This window comes from Candidatus Paceibacterota bacterium (assembly GCA_035530615.1).
Lineage (GTDB): Bacteria > Actinomycetota > Actinomycetes > Nanopelagicales > Nanopelagicaceae > QYPT01.
This window is the reverse complement of sequence record DATKUL010000003.1, coordinates 38422-57420: the sequence shown is the minus strand read 5'-3', so window position 1 is coordinate 57420 and position 18999 is coordinate 38422. Positions and strand designations below refer to the sequence as shown.

General features: G+C 48.6%; 20 protein-coding genes and 2 tRNA genes. 13 read left to right on the top strand and 9 right to left on the bottom strand.

Translation table 11 applies throughout. The annotated features are described in order from the left end of the window. Window positions 1-41 precede the first annotated feature (41 nt). Both VMW30_08795 and VMW30_08790 read left to right on the top strand, forming a co-directional pair. Complete coding sequence (locus VMW30_08795; GenBank protein HUW88448.1) at window positions 42-1175, top strand: N-acetylmuramoyl-L-alanine amidase; 1134 nt, start codon at window positions 42-44, stop codon at window positions 1173-1175. A 46-nt stretch (window positions 1176-1221) separates the two neighbouring features. After that, window positions 1222-2490 carry a PLP-dependent aminotransferase family protein gene (locus VMW30_08790; protein HUW88447.1) on the top strand — a complete coding sequence of 423 codons (1269 nt, stop codon included), beginning with the start codon at window positions 1222-1224 and terminating at the stop codon, window positions 2488-2490. A 1-nt stretch (window position 2491) separates the two neighbouring features. On the opposite strand, the gene VMW30_08785 is transcribed toward VMW30_08790, so the two are convergent. From VMW30_08785 to rpmH, 8 genes are all read right to left on the bottom strand, one after another. Continuing rightward, entirely contained in the window at window positions 2492-3355 is an 864-nt protein-coding gene (locus VMW30_08785) for a ParB/RepB/Spo0J family partition protein (protein ID HUW88446.1), read from the bottom strand. After that, complete coding sequence (locus VMW30_08780) at window positions 3352-4272, bottom strand: ParA family protein (GenBank protein HUW88445.1); 921 nt, start codon at window positions 4270-4272, stop codon at window positions 3352-3354. The genes VMW30_08785 and VMW30_08780 overlap by 4 nt, the downstream gene beginning before the upstream one ends. A gap of 9 nt (window positions 4273-4281) precedes the next feature. After that, window positions 4282-4884, bottom strand: coding sequence for a 16S rRNA (guanine(527)-N(7))-methyltransferase RsmG (rsmG, locus tag VMW30_08775; GenBank protein ID HUW88444.1), 603 nt, complete (start codon window positions 4882-4884; stop codon window positions 4282-4284). Window positions 4885-4927: 43 nt separating this feature from the next. Beyond that, window positions 4928-5458 carry a R3H domain-containing nucleic acid-binding protein gene (locus tag VMW30_08770; GenBank protein ID HUW88443.1) on the bottom strand — a complete coding sequence of 177 codons (531 nt, stop codon included), beginning with the start codon at window positions 5456-5458 and terminating at the stop codon, window positions 4928-4930. A gap of 71 nt (window positions 5459-5529) precedes the next feature. Then, complete coding sequence (gene yidC, locus VMW30_08765) at window positions 5530-6450, bottom strand: membrane protein insertase YidC (GenBank protein ID HUW88442.1); 921 nt, start codon at window positions 6448-6450, stop codon at window positions 5530-5532. Beyond that, a complete protein-coding gene (gene yidD, locus VMW30_08760) occupies window positions 6447-6722 on the bottom strand; it encodes a membrane protein insertion efficiency factor YidD (GenBank protein ID HUW88441.1) in 276 nt (91 codons plus the stop codon). Before yidD ends, yidC begins: the two co-directional genes overlap by 4 nt. Next, window positions 6719-7075: a ribonuclease P protein component gene (gene rnpA, locus VMW30_08755; GenBank protein HUW88440.1), complete on the bottom strand. Its 357-nt coding sequence runs from the start codon at window positions 7073-7075 to the stop codon at window positions 6719-6721. Before rnpA ends, yidD begins: the two co-directional genes overlap by 4 nt. 9 nt (window positions 7076-7084) lie before the next feature. Further along, window positions 7085-7222, bottom strand: a complete 138-nt coding sequence (rpmH, locus tag VMW30_08750) for a 50S ribosomal protein L34 (protein HUW88439.1) — start codon at window positions 7220-7222, stop codon at window positions 7085-7087. 269 nt (window positions 7223-7491) lie between these two features. On the opposite strand from rpmH, the gene dnaA reads away from it, so the two are divergent. The 10 genes from dnaA to VMW30_08700 all read left to right on the top strand — a co-directional run bounded on the left by dnaA (window position 7492) and on the right by VMW30_08700 (window position 17966). Further along, window positions 7492-8898 carry a chromosomal replication initiator protein DnaA gene (gene dnaA, locus VMW30_08745; GenBank protein ID HUW88438.1) on the top strand — a complete coding sequence of 469 codons (1407 nt, stop codon included), beginning with the start codon at window positions 7492-7494 and terminating at the stop codon, window positions 8896-8898. A gap of 399 nt (window positions 8899-9297) precedes the next feature. Then, entirely contained in the window at window positions 9298-10428 is a 1131-nt protein-coding gene (gene dnaN / locus VMW30_08740; GenBank protein HUW88437.1) for a DNA polymerase III subunit beta, read from the top strand. A gap of 4 nt (window positions 10429-10432) precedes the next feature. Beyond that, complete coding sequence (gene recF / locus VMW30_08735; GenBank protein ID HUW88436.1) at window positions 10433-11527, top strand: DNA replication/repair protein RecF; 1095 nt, start codon at window positions 10433-10435, stop codon at window positions 11525-11527. Further along, window positions 11527-11988 carry a DciA family protein gene (locus tag VMW30_08730; protein ID HUW88435.1) on the top strand — a complete coding sequence of 154 codons (462 nt, stop codon included), beginning with the start codon at window positions 11527-11529 and terminating at the stop codon, window positions 11986-11988. Before recF ends, VMW30_08730 begins: the two co-directional genes overlap by 1 nt. A 227-nt stretch (window positions 11989-12215) precedes the next feature. Beyond that, window positions 12216-14177, top strand: coding sequence for a DNA topoisomerase (ATP-hydrolyzing) subunit B (gene gyrB / locus VMW30_08725; GenBank protein ID HUW88434.1), 1962 nt, complete (start codon window positions 12216-12218; stop codon window positions 14175-14177). Between the two features lie 25 nt (window positions 14178-14202). Then, window positions 14203-16674 (top strand): DNA gyrase subunit A, encoded by a 2472-nt coding sequence (gene gyrA / locus VMW30_08720; protein HUW88433.1) that lies wholly within the window; start codon window positions 14203-14205, stop codon window positions 16672-16674. A gap of 52 nt (window positions 16675-16726) precedes the next feature. Continuing rightward, a tRNA-Ile gene (locus tag VMW30_08715) sits at window positions 16727-16801 on the top strand. Window positions 16802-16815: 14 nt separating this feature from the next. Next, a tRNA-Ala gene (locus VMW30_08710) sits at window positions 16816-16888 on the top strand. Between the two features lies 1 nt (window position 16889). Next, on the top strand, window positions 16890-17405 hold the full coding sequence (locus VMW30_08705) for a peptidylprolyl isomerase (protein ID HUW88432.1): 516 nt from the start codon (window positions 16890-16892) through the stop codon (window positions 17403-17405). A gap of 18 nt (window positions 17406-17423) precedes the next feature. Continuing rightward, window positions 17424-17966 (top strand): rhomboid family intramembrane serine protease, encoded by a 543-nt coding sequence (locus VMW30_08700; GenBank protein ID HUW88431.1) that lies wholly within the window; start codon window positions 17424-17426, stop codon window positions 17964-17966. Between the two features lie 56 nt (window positions 17967-18022). On the opposite strand, the gene VMW30_08695 is transcribed toward VMW30_08700, so the two are convergent. Next, a complete protein-coding gene (locus VMW30_08695) occupies window positions 18023-18280 on the bottom strand; it encodes a cell division protein CrgA (protein ID HUW88430.1) in 258 nt (85 codons plus the stop codon). A gap of 83 nt (window positions 18281-18363) precedes the next feature. Between VMW30_08695 and VMW30_08690 the strand changes: the two genes are divergently transcribed. Further along, the gene (locus tag VMW30_08690) at window positions 18364-18996 is read left to right on the top strand and encodes an aminodeoxychorismate/anthranilate synthase component II (protein ID HUW88429.1); all 633 of its coding nucleotides are present in this window, start codon (window positions 18364-18366) and stop codon (window positions 18994-18996) included. Window positions 18997-18999 lie beyond the last annotated feature (3 nt).

The window sequence follows — 18999 nt, the reverse complement described above, 5'->3', positions numbered from 1 at the left end:
GAAATGCTCTGTGGTTTGCTTAAATAGTTAGGGTCCTCAGGATGGATGATCGTTTGATCGGCAAAGATTCCACTGCTGACGATGTGACCCATGTTATAAACATTCTCAATCGGTTGGGTTTATTGGTCGTGCACCCGCCGTCAATAGATGAAAGCGCCGTCAATGCAATTCGCACCTTCCAACAAAATCGCGGCCTCGATATCACGGGCGTCGTGAACTCTGTAACGATGCGGGCTCTTGAAGAGGCGCAGTGGAAACTTGGCGACCGTTCGCTTTATCTCCAACAACCTCCATTTCTTCGTGGCGACGACATTGCGACCCTACAAGCCCGCCTTACCGACATGGGATTTGATTGCGGTCGAGTTGATGGCGTATATGGAGTAAAGACAGAGAATGCGGTACGTGAATTTCAAAAGTCAGTTGGCGTCACAACTGATGGAAAATGTGGGCCCGCCACAATCACAGCGCTCATCCGCCTCACAAGAACCGTCTCGGGAGGTACCCCCTCTATCTTGCGTGAGAGCGCGATGCAGCATGACCGAGGTCCTTCCCTTGCTAATAAAGTAATTGTTTTAGATCCCAGCGGTGGAGGAAAGAATCGCGGCGTCAGTGCCCATGGTATTAATGAATCCACAACAGTGTACGACGTCGCCCAAAGACTAGAAGGTCGACTTCTAGCTCTAGGAGTGAGTGTCTTTCTCACACGGGGGGCACAGAATGAGCCAAGTGAGTCCGAGCGAATTGCTTTTGCAAATCAGGCTGGGGCAGATCTCATTCTCTCTTTCCATGCAGATTCCTACAAAAACGAAAATGCACATGGAGTCGCAACGTATTACTACGGCAGCGAGACGCACGGTGTCCACTCGGTTGTTGGTGAACGATTTGCCTCATTGGTTCAACGAGAAATATGCGCCCGTACCGATCTCCTCAACTGCCGCACGCATCCCAAAACGTGGGATTTATTGCGGCTTACCAAATCCCCAACTGTGCGTATTGATCTTGGGTATCTCACCAACCGCGGAGATGCCTCGCGACTAGAGCGTTCTGATTTTCGAGATGTCCTGGCTGAGGCAATAGTGATTGCGATTCAACGTCTTTACCTAGCATCCGAAGATGATGCTAAGACAGGAACGTTGAGAATTTCCGATCTTCAGAAGGCGGGGCTTCGCAAGTAACTCTTTAGGTCGTCGCGCCTCCATTTAAGTATGGGAGACTTGCGGAATGTCCAACCCGACGGCTCGTTATCAATCTGGAGACCCTCAGTATCTAGAGAAGCGTTTTGCCTCTCGCGCTGCGGGAATGCAACCAAGTGAAATTCGTTCACTCTTCGCTGTTGCATCCAGGCCAGAAATTGTCTCGTTGGCCGGCGGCATGCCGAACTTATCTGCATTGCCCATGGAGATGATGGCATCAGTCGTCAGTAAATTGATTCTCACAAATGGTGCTGAAGCTCTGCAGTACGGAAGCGGACAGGGTCATCCAAAATTACGGGAACAAATATGTGAAGTGATGGCTCTCGAAGGAATTCGAGCCAACCCTGACGATGTCATTGTCACTACCGGATCGCAGCAGGCGCTCGACCTCATTTCACGTATTTTTATCGATCCAGGCGATGTCGTCCTTGTAGAAGCTCCTTCATATGTTGGAGCTCTCGGCACCTTTCATCAATATGAGGCACAAGTTGTGCATGTCGAACTCGATGGTCAAGGTTTAGTCCCAGAAGCCCTCCGTCAAGCAATAAGTTCGGTGCGAGCCAGTGGCCGCACGATCAAATTTCTTTATCTAATTCCTAATTACCAAAACCCGACCGGTGTACTTCTTCCAGCGGATCGACGGACTGAGATACTCGAAATCTGTCGCGCAGAGGAAATCTTTGTAGTTGAGGATAATCCGTACGGTCTGCTTGGTTTTGACCGACCTTCGCCAAATGCGATGAGGGCTGAAGACACCGAGAATGTCATTTACCTTGGGTCGTTCTCGAAGACGATTGCCGCCGGCCTGCGGGTTGGTTGGGCTTTGGTTCCTCCATCACTCAAGGAGAAACTAGTTATCGCAAGCGAGTCTTCCATTCTCTGCCCTTCAAATTTCACACAACTTACGATTTCAAATTATTTGGCCGATCAACCTTGGCGGGATCAGATCGCTTCTTTCTGCCAACTCTACAAAGTTCGTCGGGACGCAATGCTGGAATCTCTTGAGGAGTACTTCCCTGCCTCTGCAACGTGGACCAAGCCTGGAGGTGGATTCTATGTCTGGGTTAACTTACCTCCGGAAATTGATACGAAGCTAATGATGCCAAAGGCGATTGTTGCGAAAGTTGCTTACGTGCCGGGAACCGCCTTTTATGCTGATGGGTTCGGGAGTTGGGCAATGCGGCTGTCCTACTGCCATCCAACGCCTGAGCGAATCCGTGAAGGAGTGAAGGCATTGAGTAACGTCGTTAAGGAAGAAATCTCCCGGCGAAGCAGTGCTTTTGAAATCAATAAGTAGTCTATTTTTTCTTAATGAGAGAAACAATTCGGTTGAGATCTGAAGTGCCAGAAAATTCGATCACGATTTTCCCTTTGGATTTACCCGATTGCACTCCAACCCTCGTATCAAAATAGTCAGAGAGGTCTTCCTCAACATCGGTCATATGCAAATTGTTACTACTACTTGCTCTTCTCTTTACTTTTGTTTGCGCAAGTCCAGTTGCAATGATCTCCTCAGTCGCTCTCACACTTAAACCCTCAGAAACAATTCGGTTGGCAAGATTTTCAATTTCTTTTTCATCAGTTAAGCCTAAAAGTGCACGTGCATGGCCAGCGGAAAGCACGCCTGCCGCTACTTTTCTCTGCACGGTAGGTGGAAGATTTAATAGACGCATTGTGTTTGTTAAGTGAGGTCGTGATTTTCCCAAACGTCGCGCTAATTCTTCGTGTGTGCAATCAAAATCATCCAAAAGTTGTGAGTATGCCGCGCCTTCCTCTAACGCATTTAGTTGACTGCGGTGAATATTCTCGATGAGCGCTTCGCGGAGAAGTTCATCGTCAGAGGTTTGACGAATGATGACGGGAATAGATTTAAGACCAGCTGCTTTGGCAGCGCGGAATCTCCTCTCACCCATAATCAGTTCGTAGCGACCGTATGAAATTTCGCGTACAACAGGTGGTTGAAGTAATCCCACTTCTTGAATAGAGGCGGTTAGCTCTCGTAAAGTGTCTTCATCAAAAACTCTTCGTGGCTGCTTAGGATTTGGCGAAATGGAATCAATCGGCACTTCATTCTGTTGCGCAACTTCCGCGCCAGCAATCGTTAAAGAAGTCGGAATTAATGCATCGAGGTTTGTACCTAGTCCACCGCGCTTAACACTCATGCGCTCTCTCCTTTTGAATAATTGACGCTGACCACATTTGAATCAAAACCTTTACCGCGTTCGGAAATTTCTTTGGCAATCTGCATATAAGCAATTGCGCCTGGAGAAACCGGGTCATATGTCATAACGGTTTGCCCGTATGAGGGCGCTTCAGAAATTCGTACGGCTCGCGGAATTGGAATATCAATAAGCTCTTGCGGGAAGTGCGAGCGCACACTTGCTGCCACGTCATTTGCCAGACGGGTTCGTCCATCAAACATAGTGAGCACGATCGTTGATAATTTCAATTCAGAGTTGAGGCGCTTGCGAACAATTGCGTACGTCTCCAATAGTTGGGTTAACCCCTCCAAGGCGTAGTACTCACACTGGATTGGAATGAGCAACTCCTGCGCTGCGGCAAGAGCATTGACTGTAAGAAGGCCCAGGCTTGGTGGACAATCAATAAAGATATAGTCGTAAGGAATCCCGGCACTCGCGCGCGCTGCAACGAGTTCTGTAATCGCCTCCTTTAAGCGAAGTTCACGCGCAACCATGGAAACAAGATTGATTTCCGCTTGTGCCAGTGCGGTATTGGAGGAAACACATTCCAAGTGCGGAAAACCGGCCACCTTCTGCACAACAGACGTAATGGAGGTGACGCCCATAAGCACTTCGTAAATACCCTCATTTGCTTGATGTTCAACCCCCAAGGCTGTGCTGGCATTTCCTTGTGGGTCAAGATCAATCACCAGGGTGCGCAGACCCCCCATGGCTAGGGCGGCGGCGATATTGACGGTCGTCGTCGTCTTTCCAACTCCGCCCTTCTGGTTGGAGACAGAGAAGATCCGCAGGGCGGAAGGTTGTGCAAAAGCCTCTTTGAGTCGACGAACCCCAATAACTGAACGAGTTAAGGTATCTGTTTCACGTGAATCCGTCACAGGGGCTAGTTAACCAGGCTTTCGGAGGGAAATAACCCGCCCGAGAGGCATACCAGCGAGCTTAATTTCATGGAGTTCGGCGCCTCTCACTGTAAGGGCCTCATCTGCCGCGCTCTCCCCTTTAATAGCCAATAGCAGACCCCCTTTTTTGATTAAGGGACGGGTTATTTTTGCCAATTTCTCCAGCGGAGCCACCGCGCGCGCTGTTACGACATCGGCGGTTATTGAGAAGTCTTGAGCTCGTCCTCGTAAAACTATGATATTTAAACCAGCCACTGCCTCATTGAGAAAATCAACTCTCCGTTGGAGGGGCTCAATCAAGGTCATATAGATATCTGGGCGTGAGAGAGCAAGGGGAATACCAGGCAGACCCGCTCCTGACCCAATATCAATAACTGTAGCCCCGGCGGGGATAAGGGTAGAGACCGGCAGGGAGTTGAAGATGTGGCGCTCCCATATCCGCTCACCCTCCTGTGGACCAATAAGCCCACGCTCGATTCCCTCTGTGCGGAGGAATGTCGCGTAGTGGGAGATTTCTTCCTCTCGCCCAGGAAAGTACCGAGCAATCAAAGTTTCACGTGAAACAATCGGCTCTTCCTCGTTCTCAACCACGTGCTCTTCGCCAATTCCTAGTAGTGCTCAACCTATAAGAGAGTTAGTTAGGAAAGATGATGACGCAGCGATCTGGATCTTCACCCTCAGATTCACTAGTGAGACCCAAGCTCTGAATGGTGTCGTGGATAATCTTTCGCTCAAATGCGTTCATTGGCGCCAATTTAAGTGAGTTCTTGGTGGAGGTGACTTCATCCGCGCTCTCCTGAGCCAGTTTTCGAAGTTCAGCCTTGCGGCCAGCACGATACCCATCAATATCCAACATGAGGCGGCTACGGTCACCGGTAGATGTTTGAACCGCCAACCGAGTGAGTTCTTGGAGTGCGTCAAGTACTTCACCTTGGTTTCCCACCAGGTGATTGAGCTTTCCTCCGACGATCGCGAGGGCTGCCCGATCGTTTTCAACATCAATATCAATATCTCCATCTAGATCGACGATATCGAGCAAGGCCTCTAGGTAATCGGCAGCTATATCGCCCTCTTCCTCAAGTTTGGCCACCAGGGAGACTTCCCCCGGCTCATTAATGCTTTCCTCTGTAACTTCAGATGCCTTCTCTTCAACTGCCTCGCTCATTTTCACTCCTTATTTACTTCTTAAACCTATTTGTCGGATTTGTTGTGGTTTAAACCTATTTGTCGGATTTACTATTTCTTTTTCTTTGGCTTTTTTCGGTTTGGTTGCTGGCGTTGACCTTTAACCTCAGGGCTCTCAATCACTTGCGTTGAATCTGCTGAACCGGTCTCAGAGAGGGGTATTCCACTCTTTCGCGCCTTCTTTGCTTCAAGTTCTAGATAGGCAGGAGATCCGGGAGTTGGATTTCTTTTAATCACATAGAACTGCTGGCCCCATGTCCATAGGTTGGTGGTGGACCAATAAATTAAAACACCGATGGGAAAATTTACCCCAGAGACTGCAAAAATTAATGGGAACGCGTATAACATAATTTTTTGCTGTTGCAACATCATATTGTTGCTTGAATCCATCTTCGGCATACCTTTCATCATCAACTGGCGCTGAGTGGTGAAAGTTGTTACCGACATAAAGATAATCAAAACCACGGTTACGAGTTTGACGGTTCCGTTTGAAGACCCTAAAAACGTTGCAGATATTGGAGCACCAAAAATTGTTGCGTGCGCGGCGTTCACTACGTCAGCTTGAGTCAGCACTCCATGAGCTTGTGGCGGATTCTTTCCGATTCCATTAAGAACAGTAAAAAGCGCAAAGAAGATCGGCGCTTGAGCCAGAATTGGAAAACATGATGCTAATGGATTTGTTTTATGCTCTTTGTAAAGCTTCATCATCTCTTCGGATTGTTTCTGGCGATCATCCTTGTGTTTGGTCTGAATCGCTTTGAGATGAGGTTGGAGTGCGGTTAATGCTCTCTGACTCTTAATTTGTTTAACGAAAAGTGGGATCAGCATTATTCGGATCAAAATAACCAGACCGATAATTGATAACGCCCAAGATACCCCGCTGTCGGGAGAGAAGATTGGGGAGACCAATTTATGGATCGATACAATGACCCAAGAAACAGCGATATATAAGGGATTTAAGATAGAACTCATCGAGTGGCGCCCCCGCTAATATGTAAATTATTATGTGATTGCGAAACGTCTGTTTTCACTTTTTTGGTTGGAACATAATCAACCCCACCGTGGGACCATGGATTACAACGCACCAACCGCCAAACGGCCATCGCTAGCCCTTTCAATCCGTATATTGAAATCGCACTCGCCGCATAAGATGAGCAAGACGGGTAGTATTTACAGCGCGGCGGAAACATAGGAGAGATCCATTTTTGGTAAAGGCCAATAAGGCCCACTGCCAACTTTCTCATTTGAAGACCATTTTGGTATTTAAGGCTTTCTCAATTACTTTTGGAATAAGACGAGAAAGTTCGCCACCAATATCTACCTTCACCACTCCTGGTAGGGCTCTGACTACAAGTAGCGACCCAGGTGGAAGTTGGGGAAGGTGCGCTTGAAGTCTGTGTCGAATTTGGCGGGCAACTTTATGGCGCACCACCGAACCTCCCACGCTTTTGTTAATAATTAAGCCGCACTTAACTGAAGTTTCTGTCGCCGCCAGATAAAGGTATACGACAAGAAACTTACTTGATGCGCGAGAACCACTTTTGGTTGCTCGCGCAAAATCATTTGGCGAAGTTAGCCGTGCACTACGGGGTAGCACAAGAATTAGTTACGCGGAGATTCGGACGCGACCTTTGGCGCGGCGGGCGGCAAGTACAGCTCGTCCGGCTCGGGTGGCCATACGGGCGCGGAAGCCGTGTTTCTTCGCTCGCCGACGTACGTTCGGCTGGAAGGTGCGCTTAGTCATGAGAACTCCTTGAAAATTCGTCTGTTAATCAATTAATGAGAATGAGGAGGTAACGGTAGAGGTCTGGGGATAACAGGGTCAAACTGAGACTTTTCGGGCTCTTATACAGTGGAGGCTCTTATTGAACGGTCAGAGTTGTGGATAACTACTTGCTTTTCTTCCAGTTCCCCTCTATTTTTCAACCTCTCCACAGGCCGTCTGAGGCTCAACCTTGGGTTTAGACCACAGCTTGTGGATAACATTGTGGATAGTTCTCGAGAGGCTGGCAGATGACCCTGGTAGAAAACGACCTAACCGCTCTCTGGTCCCGGGTTATTACAGATGTTGAGATTGATACCCCCCAACATCGGGCTTTCCTCTCTCTCACCAAACCACTGGGCCTTATCAAGGGCAATGGGATCACCAACCTTTTAGTCGCCGCCCCGAATGCTTTCGCGAAAGACGTACTTGAGACCCGTCTACGGGCCATTGTGGGCGAGGTCCTCTCTCGAGAACTGGGGGAGAAAACTAATATCGCAGTCACGGTCGATGAGGCTTTAGAACTCCCTAATCCACCACAACCTGACATTGAGATTGAGTTTATTGCACCGAAGGTTGGAACTGGTCGTGACGATCGAGCCCCGCAATCGAGTAATGAAGTCTCTCAATTGAACCCCCGGTATGTTTTTGAAACTTTCGTTATAGGCGCTTCTAACCGTTTTGCACACGCGGCCGCAGTGGCAGTGGCAGAAGCCCCCGCAAAGGCCTACAACCCACTTTTTATTTACGGGGAGTCTGGGCTAGGAAAAACGCACCTGCTCCACGCAATTGGTGCTTATGCAAAAGAACTGTATGGCAGCGTCCGAGTTCGCTATGTCTCTAGTGAAGAGTTTACCAATGATTTCATTAACTCCATCCGTGACGATAAAGCCTCTGCTTTTCAGAGGCGTTATCGGGATCTAGATGTGCTTCTTGTGGATGATATTCAATTTCTAGAGAATAAAGAACGTACCCAAGAAGAGTTTTTTCATACATTTAACACGTTATATAACGCAAATAAACAAATAGTTATTTCAAGTGATAGGCCACCGAAACAACTAACAACCTTAGAAGATCGGTTACGTAGTCGTTTTGAATGGGGTTTAATTACTGATATTCAACCCCCAGAGCTAGAAACGCGTATTGCTATTCTTCGCAAGAAGGCTGCGCAAGATAAGTTGAATGCTCCAGATGACGTTCTGGAATATATAGCGAGTAAAATCTCTACAAATATCCGCGAGCTGGAAGGTGCGCTGATCCGAGTAACTGCCTTCGCTAGTTTAAATAGGCAGAGTGTTGATTTATCACTTGCTGAAATTGTGTTGAAGGATTTAATCCCTAACGAATCATCGCTTGAAATCACAAGTGCAACCATCATGGCTCAGACAGCCGCCTACTTCAGCCTGACATTAGACGACCTTTGTGGAACCTCCCGTTCCCGAGTCTTGGTCAACGCCCGCCAAATTGCGATGTACCTCTGCCGCGAGCTGACCGAACTCTCTCTTCCTAAAATAGGGCAACTTTTCGGCGGTCGTGACCACACAACCGTGATGCATGCTGACCGGAAAATTCGCCAACTTATGGCGGAGCGGCGGTCGATTTATAACCAGGTCACTGAACTCACCAACCGGATTAAACAACAGACTAAAAATGGTTAAAATGGCTTTTAAAGGCTTCTTTAAGTGGGTGATTTGGTGGAGATGTCCTGTTTAGAGGTATTTACCCCCAGGTTGTGTAAAAGTTGTGGATAACCGTGGATAAACCCTCTCTTTTTGTGGGTTATTTACTCCTAACTTCCCAAAACCACTCATTTAACCGCAGTTGTATGGAATAAGGCACTTATTTGTCCAGAGGATGGAAGGGGTTTTCAACAGGTTTAAAGTTAGAAATCCTGGCTTTACCAGGGTTTTTCCTTTTATCCACAAGAAAAGGCTCTGGTTACTACGACTATCTATATCTATTTAAAGGTTGAAGGTGGAGAACTTTATGAAAGACTTTAAAGGACACGCTCCTCGGATTGAGGTTGGCGAGCTACTAAGTGAGACGAGAGGTGCGGCGTGAAATTTACCGTCGAGCAACATGCTTTAGCAGACGGCGTGAACTGGGTGTCTCGGAGTCTTTCCACTCGGCCGATTATGACCGCCCTTTTAGGCATTGTTATAGAAGCTGACAACGGTCAAGTCTTTCTCTCAGGCTCAGACCTTGAAACATCTAGTAAGGCAAATTTCAACGCGGACGTAAACCAAAGCGGAAAAGTTCTCGTTCCAGGCAAACTACTAGCGGAAATTTCCCGCTCTCTTCCCAACAAACCAGTCACGGTTCAATTGGAAGGATCACGGGTGCTTGTTACATCCGGAACAGCAAAATTCACACTACCTACACTTTCTTTAAACGATTACCCAAACCTTCCAGAAATTCCTGAAACAACCGGAATTATCGCCGGCGATCTTTTCGCAACAGCAGTTGCTCAAGTGGCGATCGCTGCGGGGCGTGACGACTCACTTCCTACACTCACAGGAATCCATGTCGAAATAACTCAAGACACTATGACATTGGCTGCCACTGACCGGTATCGCCTGGCAGTGCGTGAAGTCCAATGGCAAGCCACCCAACCAAACTTAGAATTAGTGGCACTACTACGTGCACGAACATTGGCCGATGCGACGAAGTCTCTCACTGGTGCAAAAAATGTTTTTATATCTCTCACCTCTCCGACTTCACACGACAGGTTGGCTGGTTTTGTAAGTGACGGCAAATCCATGACTTCTAGGATGTTGGATGGAATCTTCCCTCCATATCGCCACCTACTGCCGCAGAACATCACAACAACGGCAGTGGTAGAGGTCGCACAATTTTTAGATTCTGTCCGAAGGGTTGCCCTCGTGACTGACAAGACGGTTCCACTCCGCCTTTCTTTTGCAGGGTCAACCTTGGAGTTAGAAGCTGGAGCTGGTGAAGAAGCGCAAGCGACAGAAGCACTCGAAATTTCACTCACGGGCGAACCTATTAGTATTGCTTTCAACCCAGTTTTCTTAGCCGATGGACTACAAGCTGTAGGTACACCATTTGTGCAGATTTCTTTCACGGGCTCTAATAAGCCGGCAATCCTCACAGGTAAGGCTGGCAAAGATAGCGAGCCGATTGAAAACTACCGCTATCTACTTATGCCGATGCGCTACGCCTCATAAATGAATGCGTATAAATCATCTATCTCTCAAAGATTTTAGGTCTTACTCGCAACTAGACTTAAATCTTAATCCTGGGGCAACGACATTTATTGGGGATAATGGATCCGGTAAAACCAATATTGCCGAGGCTATTATTTACCTGTCTTTTCTTACCTCCCCCCGTGTCTCGCACAATCAACCACTTATTCGCCTGGGCTCTAATCAAGCAATCATCCGAGCAGAAATCGAGCGAGAAGAACGGAAACTCCAAGTAGATCTTGAAATAAATGTGCAGAAAGCAAATCGTGCCCGGCTCAACCAGAACCCGGTACGTAGCCAGAGAGAAATTCTAGGTGCCTGTCAAAGTGTTTACTTTTCACCAGAAGACCTAGATTTAATCCGTGGCGATCCATCTAACCGTAGAGATTTTCTTGATCGCCTTCTTATAACAAGGTCTCCGCGTCTAGCGGGTGTTATCAGCGATTACGAAAGAATTGTTAAACAACGTAATGCATTACTAAAAACGCGAGCTCCAAGAAGTGCACTTATCCCATGGGATGAGCAACTTATTTCGGTTGGCTCTGTCTTAACGACCGAACGGATAAATCTCTGTGAATTACTTAACCCACTAACTTCGGAAAATTATGCAAACCTTAATGAAGTTCGCCCTTTAGTTATCTCATACAAGTCATCAACCAATGAACTCTCTAATAATCTCAAGCAGAACAGAGAGATTCTCGCCTTACGGTTAGAAGAGGTCCAGTACCAAGAAGTGGAGCGGGGGGTTACATTAATCGGTCCGCATAGAGATGACCTACACTTACAACTTGGAGAATTTCCCGCCAAAGGATACGCCAGCCATGGAGAGTCTTGGTCGATAGCGATCTCGTTACGCCTTGGTGCATTCAACCTCTTGCGAAACGAGGGAGCGGAGCCGATACTTATTCTCGACGACGTGTTCTCTGAATTAGACACCTTCCGAAGGGCGCAACTTATGCAGGCAACACAAGTTGCAGAGCAGACGATTATCACCACCGCCGTTGAAAGTGATCTTCCTGTGGGACTTGAGACAGAACGGCTCTATGTCCAACTTGGTCAAGTGATGGATGTGAGGACTTAATGGCAAAACGCGATCTTGCCTTAGATCTTTTCAAGTCTTTTAAAACCGGCCAAACAAATAAAAAAATACGTAAAAAAGAAATACGAGAGAGCACAGGCACAACAACCGACCCACAATTATTAAAAGACCTTTTAAGTAACCTCATTAAAGAACGGAATTGGGATACAGGGATTGCGGAGGGCACTCTCTTCTCCACATGGGAAGAGATTGTCGGAAATGAGATTTCACTCCACGCCAATCCAATCTCTCTTTTAGATGGGGTTTTAACAATCCAATCCGCTTCGACAGCCTGGGCTACTCAACTTCGCCTTATTGGACCCGACCTCTTAGAGAGAATTCAGCGCAGCGCCCCCGGCGCTCTTGTGGAATCCATAACCGTGATTGGCCCCCACGGGCCTTCCTGGAAAAAAGGAATTCGGACAATCCGCGGTGCTCGTGGACCCAGGGACACCTACGGTTAAAAGCCCGAAAAAGCAACTTCTAAGAGGAACCCTTCACACCTGGTGATTTCTCGTCCCCAATACCGCCTCTACGGCTTGTTTGCGCTACACAGATTCCATTTTCAGGCTAGGATGAGCAGGTACTTCCAGGGATAATCTCCCTAGAAGGTCGCTGGAGCCCTTTTCCTCAATTGAGGCTGGGTTAGCGCAAGGCAAGTTTAGGCTAACAGAGTCAACAAGGGAGTCTCGTGCCGGCTAAGACAGGCAGTTACAACGCTAGTTCCATCACAGTTCTCGAGGGGCTCGAGGCCGTCCGCAAGCGCCCCGGCATGTATATCGGCTCCACCGGCGAGCGTGGTCTGCACCACCTGGTTTATGAGGTCGTAGATAACTCAGTAGATGAGGCCTTGGCCGGCTTCTGCACCGACGTCAACGTCACCCTTATGAGCGATGGAAGTCTGCAGGTCGTTGATAACGGACGAGGTATTCCGGTCGACATCCACCCGGTCGAAAAGAAACCTGCCCTCGAAGTTGTTATGACTGTGCTCCACGCTGGCGGGAAATTCGGCGATGGTGGGTATTCTGTTTCTGGTGGATTGCACGGAGTTGGAATCTCTGTCGTTAACGCACTCAGTACCGATCTTTCCGTCCGGGTATATCGCGACGGTTTTATATGGAGTCAAGATTACAAACTAGGTGTCCCAACCGCTCCTGTTTCAAAAGGCGAAGAAACCTCCAAGACTGGTACCACGGTTCGCTTCTGGCCGTCAGAGGATATTTTTGAGACCACAGACTTCTCCTTCGAAATTCTCTCCGCTCGCCTCCGCGAGATGGCCTTTTTAAATAGCGGTTTAACCATAACCCTTGCCGATGAGCGGCCTGGCCATGTCGACGAAAAAGGCGACCCACTCTTTGTTCGCTATCACTACGAAAATGGAATCACGGATTTCGTACGGCATTTAAATTCGACCCGTGGCCAGATTCACAAATCCATCATTGCTTTTACTGCTGAAGACAAAACCAGCAAGATGTCACTGGAAATCTCAATGCAGTGGAATGCCGGTTTCTCTGAATCTGTCTACACCTTCGCCAACACCATCAATACACAAGAGGGTGGAACACACGAAGAAGGCTTTAGAACTGCTCTCACTTCAATAGTGAATAAATTTGGCGAAGAATGGGGCTTCATCCGCAAACGAGAAGATCGCCTCACTGGCGAAGATGTCCGCGAGGGATTGACCGCAATTGTTTCCATCAAACTTACAGATCCTCAATTTGAAGGCCAGACAAAAACTAAACTCGGAAATACAAACGTAAAATCTTTCACGCAGAAGGCGATCAACGAAGAACTCACGGCATGGTTCGAACAGAACCCAAGTGAAGGAAAAGACATCCTACGAAAAAGTATTGATGCAGCGGCAGCACGCGTTGCAGCAAGAAAGGCCCGCGACCTTTCACGTAATCGAAAAGGCTTGCTCGAGGGTCGTGGTATGCCGGGAAAATTGGCAGATTGTCAGTGGACAGAGCCTGAAAAGTGCGAACTTTATATTGTCGAGGGTGATTCAGCTGGTGGATCGACTAAAGGTGGGCGCGATTCTAGATATCAGGCAGTTCTCCCCATCCGAGGGAAAATTCTTAACGTTGAGAAGTCGCGCATCGATCGGGTTTTGCAAAATAATGAAGTCCAGTCACTCATTACTGCATTAGGTACGGGTGTTCATGATGATTTCGATATCGCTAAATTGCGCTACCACAAGATTATTTTGATGGCCGATGCTGACGTTGATGGACAGCACATTCGCACACTCTTACTTACTTTACTCTTTAGATTTATGCGCCCCCTTATCGAACAAGGATTTGTCTACCTTGCTCAGCCACCTCTGTATAAATTGAAATGGGGCGGTAAAGAACCAGTGCAGTACGCCTTCTCAGATCGCGAGCGCGATGGATTTATCAAACTTGGAGTAGACACCGGAAAACGTCTCCCTAAGGAAGACGGAATCCAACGCTTTAAAGGTCTGGGTGAGATGCCAGCAAAAGAACTCTGGGATACAACCATGGATCCACATCACCGCGTTTTGATTAAAGTCGGTCTTGAGGATGCCGCCGCTGCCGACGACCTATTCTCTGTGCTTATGGGAGAAGACGTCGAACAGCGCCGCAACTTTATCCAGCGAAACGCCAAAGACGTTCGCTTCCTAGATATCTAACAGAGATTCAAGTCAAAGGAAAACAATGGACGAGCTCAGCAAAGATTTTGACCGGATAGAAGTTGTCGACCTCCAAGTGGAGATGGCACGCTCTTATCTCGATTATGCGATGAGTGTCATTGTTGGTAGAGCTCTTCCCGATGTTCGCGACGGTCTAAAGCCAGTTCACCGCCGAGTTCTTTATGCTATGTATGACGGCGGATACCGTCCTGACAAGGGTTACTACAAGTCATCTCGTATCGTCGGAGATGTCATGGGTAATTACCACCCGCATGGTGACGGTGCTATCTATGACACTGTTGTCCGACTCGCTCAACCCTGGTCACTTCGTTATCCACTCGTTGATGGCAATGGCAACTTTGGCTCTCCTGGAAATGATCCAGCCGCGGCAATGCGTTATACAGAAGCTCGTCTTTCTCCCATCGCCATGGAGATGATGCGGGATATCGATGAAGACACGGTCAATTTTTCCCCAAACTACGATGGCAGATCACAAGAACCAGATGTCCTACCCAGTCGTTTTCCAAACCTGCTGGTTAATGGCAGTGCCGGAATCGCAGTTGGAATGGCTACAAATATCCCACCCCACAACCTGCGAGAAATCGCCGAAGGTGTTGCTTGGGCTCTTGCGCATCCGGAGGCGAAATCCGACGAACTCCTCACACAACTATTAAAGATTGTAAAAGGTCCAGACTTTCCAACGCGCGCGCTAATTGTCGGTCGTACTGGAATAGAAACTGCCTACCGTACAGGTCGCGGCTCAATCACCATGCGGGCGGTGGTCAATGTAGAAGAGATTAACAAACGCACATGTTTAGTGGTCACTGAGTTGCCGTACCAAGTAAACCCAGACAACTTAGCGCTCAAGATCGCCGAACTGGTTAAAGATGGGAAAATTAAAGGCATCGCAGATGTTCGCGATGAAGGAAACGAGCGATTAGGACAACGGCTCGTTGTCGTGCTCCGAAATGACGCAATTCCAAAAGTTGTACTCAATAACCTTTACAAGCAGACCCAATTGCAGGACACCTTTGGTGCAAACATGTTGGCGCTTGTCGATGGGGTTCCTCGCACTTTACGTCTGGATGAATTCGTTCGTTATTACATCGAGCACCAAGTCGAAGTAATTGTCCGACGGACAAAATACCGCTTGGCTGAGAAAGAGCGACGAGCCCACATCCTTCGCGGGTATCTCAAAGCCCTCGACGCACTCGACGCCGTTATCGCGCTGATCCGCGCTAGCTCAACGCCAGAAGAAGCACGAACCGGATTGATGAGATTGTTAGAAGTTGATGAGATTCAAGCCAATGCCATTTTGGATATGCAACTTCGCCGGATTGCGGCCCTCGAACGTCAGAAGATCAATGACGAATACGACGGTCTTATGGCTGACATAGTTGAGCTCACAGCAATTCTGGCTAGCGATGAGAAGCAACGTGAAATTATCAAAACAGAGCTTTCAGATTTGGTCACAAAATACGGAGATGAACGGCGCACTCAAATCGTTGCTAGCGAAGGTGATTTTTCGGCTGAAGATTTGATCCCAGATCAAGATGCCGTCGTCACTATTACTCACACTGGGTATGCAAAAAGAACACGTGCCGAGCTCTATCGTTCGCAGAAACGTGGCGGTAAGGGAGTCAGAGGCGCTTCTTTAAAGCAAGATGATGTGGTCGATCATTTTTTTGTTGCCTCGACGCATGACTGGCTCCTATTTTTCACCAACCAGGGCCGTATTTATCGATCAAAAGTTCATGAATTGCCAGACGCTGGTCGTGATGCGCGCGGACAGCATGTCGCCAACCTCATGGCTTTCAAGCCGGATGAGCAGATCGCACAAGTTCTTTCCATTAAAGATTACGGAGTTCAGCCATATCTCGTTCTCGCAACTAAAAATGGTCTCATCAAAAAAACCGCATTGAGTGAATATGATTCACCTCGTGCAGGTGGATTGATTGCGATCTCCCTGCGAACAGGCGATGAAGTTGTCAGCGCTGCCCTCGTCAATGGGAAAGATGAATTACTTCTGGTCTCCAAAAAAGGCATGGCATTGCGCTTCCTGGCAGATGACGACGCTCTTCGCCCGATGGGTCGATCAACTAGCGGTGTGATCGGAATGAAATTCCGCGAGGGCGACGAACTTCTCACTATGGCAAGAATCAATACCCAGGATTCAAACCTTCTCGTCTTCACCGCAACCGATGGCGGTTACGGAAAGAAGACACCGCTGGACGAGTACCGGGTGCAAGGACGAGGCGGCATTGGAATCAAGGCGGCCAAGATTGATGAGGATTCGCGCGGGGTTCTGGTTAGCGCCCTGGTCCTTCGAGAAGAGGACGAGGTACTGGCTATTACATCCGCAGGAACCGTCATGCGGACCCCCGCCTCAGAAGTTCGCCAAACTGGCCGGGATTCAATGGGCGTGAGATTGGTCAATTTGGATGATGGGGTTCAGGTACTCTCTGTCACCAAGAGCGCGGAGGTGGAATCAGAGTAAAAACGCGGTTTGGGGTCTACCTCTAATTACCTGTAGCCTTACGCAGGTTTTGGGGCCTTTAGCTCAGCCTGGTTAGAGCGCTTCCCTGATAAGGAAGAGGTCGGAGGTTCAAGTCCTCCAAGGCCCACTCCCGTTGACCACGGGGACTTAGCTCAATTGGTAGAGCACCGCCTTTGCAAGGCGGGGGTTAGGGGTTCGATTCCCCTAGTCTCCACATGACAAATACTTCAGCAACCCTGCACACCTCATTGGGTGACATCGTCATCGAACTATTCCCCAATCACGCCCCTAAGACGGTGGCGAACTTCATTGAACTTGCAACCGGTGCCCGCGAGTGGACCGATCCGCGTAATGGCGAAAAGACGACCGCCAACCTTTACGACAACACGGTATTTCACCGCGTCATCAAGGGGTTCATGATTCAAGGTGGAGATCCACTAGGTCGCGGTACTGGCGGCCCAGGCTACAAATTCGCGGATGAATTCCACGGCGAATTAGTTTTTGATCGCCCGTACATTTTGGCAATGGCCAACTCCGGTCCTGGAACCAACGGTTCACAGTTCTTCATTACAGTGGCACCAACAACGTGGCTGAACCGTAAACACACTATCTTCGGTGAAGTAAAAGATGCCGCGAGCCAGGCCGTTGTGGACAAAATTGCGCAAGCAAAGACTGACGGACAAGATCGTCCAGCTACACCTATAACGATTAACTCCGTCACCATCTCTTAATGGTTGGGTGAAGGTAGCGTGAAGCGAAACGCCACCACCGGGCTCATAACCATAATCTGTGGGTTCTACCTGCTTCAGTTATTTGTACCTACTCTTGAGATTGATTTAGGGCTATTCAAAGGACCAATCGACGGGCATGGTGTAGCTGCTGGCGAGTGGTACCGAGTAATCACGGTTGCCCTTATTCATGGGGGCTTCATGCATCTCGGCTTCAATATGTACGCACTCCTAGTTCTCGGCAACCCACTTGAGCAATTATTTGGTAGGACTCGATTCCTCGCCATTTTTTTCATTTCACTGGTTGCCGGCTCACTGACTTCGCTCTATCTCAACCCCGCCTATCAGCTCTCGGTAGGCGTTTCAGGGGCACTCTTTGGGCTCTTCGGCGCCTTTGCTTTAGTGGCAAAGAGGATCGGGGCTGATGTAAAAAGCATTCTGGTCATCATTGGAATTAACTTTGCGATGGCTTTTCTTCTGCCCGGAATTGACTGGCACGCTCACCTAGGTGGGCTGATCGGTGGGCTGATCGCCACCAATGTGATTCTTCGCGTCAAGAACTGAGTTATCCACAGGAGTTATCCCCTATGTGGAGAATTACAAGCGTGTAATTTACCTCTTTAACGCCACTTGGTAGCCAGGGTGAAGCCCACCCCAATAAAGCCAAAGCCCACCACCATGTTCCATGCGCCGATCCCTGGGATGGGATAGTTCGTGGAGGTGACATAGAAGATCACAATCCAGATAAGGCCCGCGAGAAAAGCTGCAACCATCACCGGGGCGAGCCAACGGGGGCTCTCTGTGGGCAGGGCTACCGGATGGAGCAACTCTGCAGGGATGGTCTTCTTATCTTTCTTACGGAGTTTCGATTTTGGCATATCAGAGGGTAACACGGGGAGATAGATTCTTAATATCTGGCCTCCCAAGCGCGAGGTGGTCAAGATGCGAGAGAATTGCTCCCATGTCCGCCCGGAAGATTCTCGTCATCGATAACTACGACTCCTTTGTATTCAATCTCGTTCAATATCTCGCACAACTCGGAGCCGAGTGCACAGTTGTTCGCAATGACGAGATCGATGTAAATATGGCTAGCTCATACGACGGAGTTCTTATTTCACCCGGCCCAGGAACACCAGAGCGCGCCGGCGTCAGTATGGCGATGGTGAGTTATTGTGCCGAACACAAGATCCCACTTTTTGGAGTGTGCCTAGGACATCAGGCTATTTGTACCGCCTTTGGCGCGACCGTTTCACAGGCCCCTGAATTACTTCACGGTAAAACTTCACGTGTGAGCCACACCGGCGTGGGCGTGCTTACCGATGTCCCATCTCCTTTTACAGCTACTCGCTATCACTCACTTGCTGTCGAGCGAGCGACCTTGCCGGAAGAACTTCAAGTCACTAGTGAGACGGAGTCAGGTGTTGTCATGTCGGTACGTCATAAGACTTTGCCGATCGAGGGCGTTCAGTTTCACCCAGAGTCAGTACTTACTGAATTCGGTCATCATATGATGGCTAACTGGCTCACCGAATGCGGAGATGAAAACGCGAGGAAGAAATCAGTAGGACTTTCTCCAGTAGTTGTTAAGAACTAGAAA

What these genes read in the sequence shown, in the direction of transcription:
- VMW30_08730 (HUW88435.1), top strand. Translation starts at nt 11,527, where the DNA reads ATGGCAAAACGCGATCTTGCCTTAGATCTTTTCAAGTCTTTTAAAACC.
- VMW30_08790 (HUW88447.1), top strand. Translation starts at nt 1,222, where the DNA reads ATGTCCAACCCGACGGCTCGTTATCAATCTGGAGACCCTCAGTATCTA.
- VMW30_08690 (HUW88429.1), top strand. Translation starts at nt 18,364, where the DNA reads ATGTCCGCCCGGAAGATTCTCGTCATCGATAACTACGACTCCTTTGTA.
- VMW30_08785 (HUW88446.1), bottom strand. Translation starts at nt 3,355, where the DNA reads ATGAGTGTTAAGCGCGGTGGACTAGGTACAAACCTCGATGCATTAATT.
- VMW30_08770 (HUW88443.1), bottom strand. Translation starts at nt 5,458, where the DNA reads ATGAGCGAGGCAGTTGAAGAGAAGGCATCTGAAGTTACAGAGGAAAGC.
- recF (HUW88436.1), top strand. Translation starts at nt 10,433, where the DNA reads ATGCGTATAAATCATCTATCTCTCAAAGATTTTAGGTCTTACTCGCAA.
- VMW30_08795 (HUW88448.1), top strand. Translation starts at nt 42, where the DNA reads ATGGATGATCGTTTGATCGGCAAAGATTCCACTGCTGACGATGTGACC.
- rpmH (HUW88439.1), bottom strand. Translation starts at nt 7,222, where the DNA reads ATGACTAAGCGCACCTTCCAGCCGAACGTACGTCGGCGAGCGAAGAAA.
- dnaA (HUW88438.1), top strand. Translation starts at nt 7,492, where the DNA reads ATGACCCTGGTAGAAAACGACCTAACCGCTCTCTGGTCCCGGGTTATT.
- gyrA (HUW88433.1), top strand. Translation starts at nt 14,203, where the DNA reads ATGGACGAGCTCAGCAAAGATTTTGACCGGATAGAAGTTGTCGACCTC.
- yidC (HUW88442.1), bottom strand. Translation starts at nt 6,450, where the DNA reads ATGAGTTCTATCTTAAATCCCTTATATATCGCTGTTTCTTGGGTCATT.
- yidD (HUW88441.1), bottom strand. Translation starts at nt 6,722, where the DNA reads ATGAGAAAGTTGGCAGTGGGCCTTATTGGCCTTTACCAAAAATGGATC.
- VMW30_08695 (HUW88430.1), bottom strand. Translation starts at nt 18,280, where the DNA reads ATGCCAAAATCGAAACTCCGTAAGAAAGATAAGAAGACCATCCCTGCA.
- VMW30_08705 (HUW88432.1), top strand. Translation starts at nt 16,890, where the DNA reads ATGACAAATACTTCAGCAACCCTGCACACCTCATTGGGTGACATCGTC.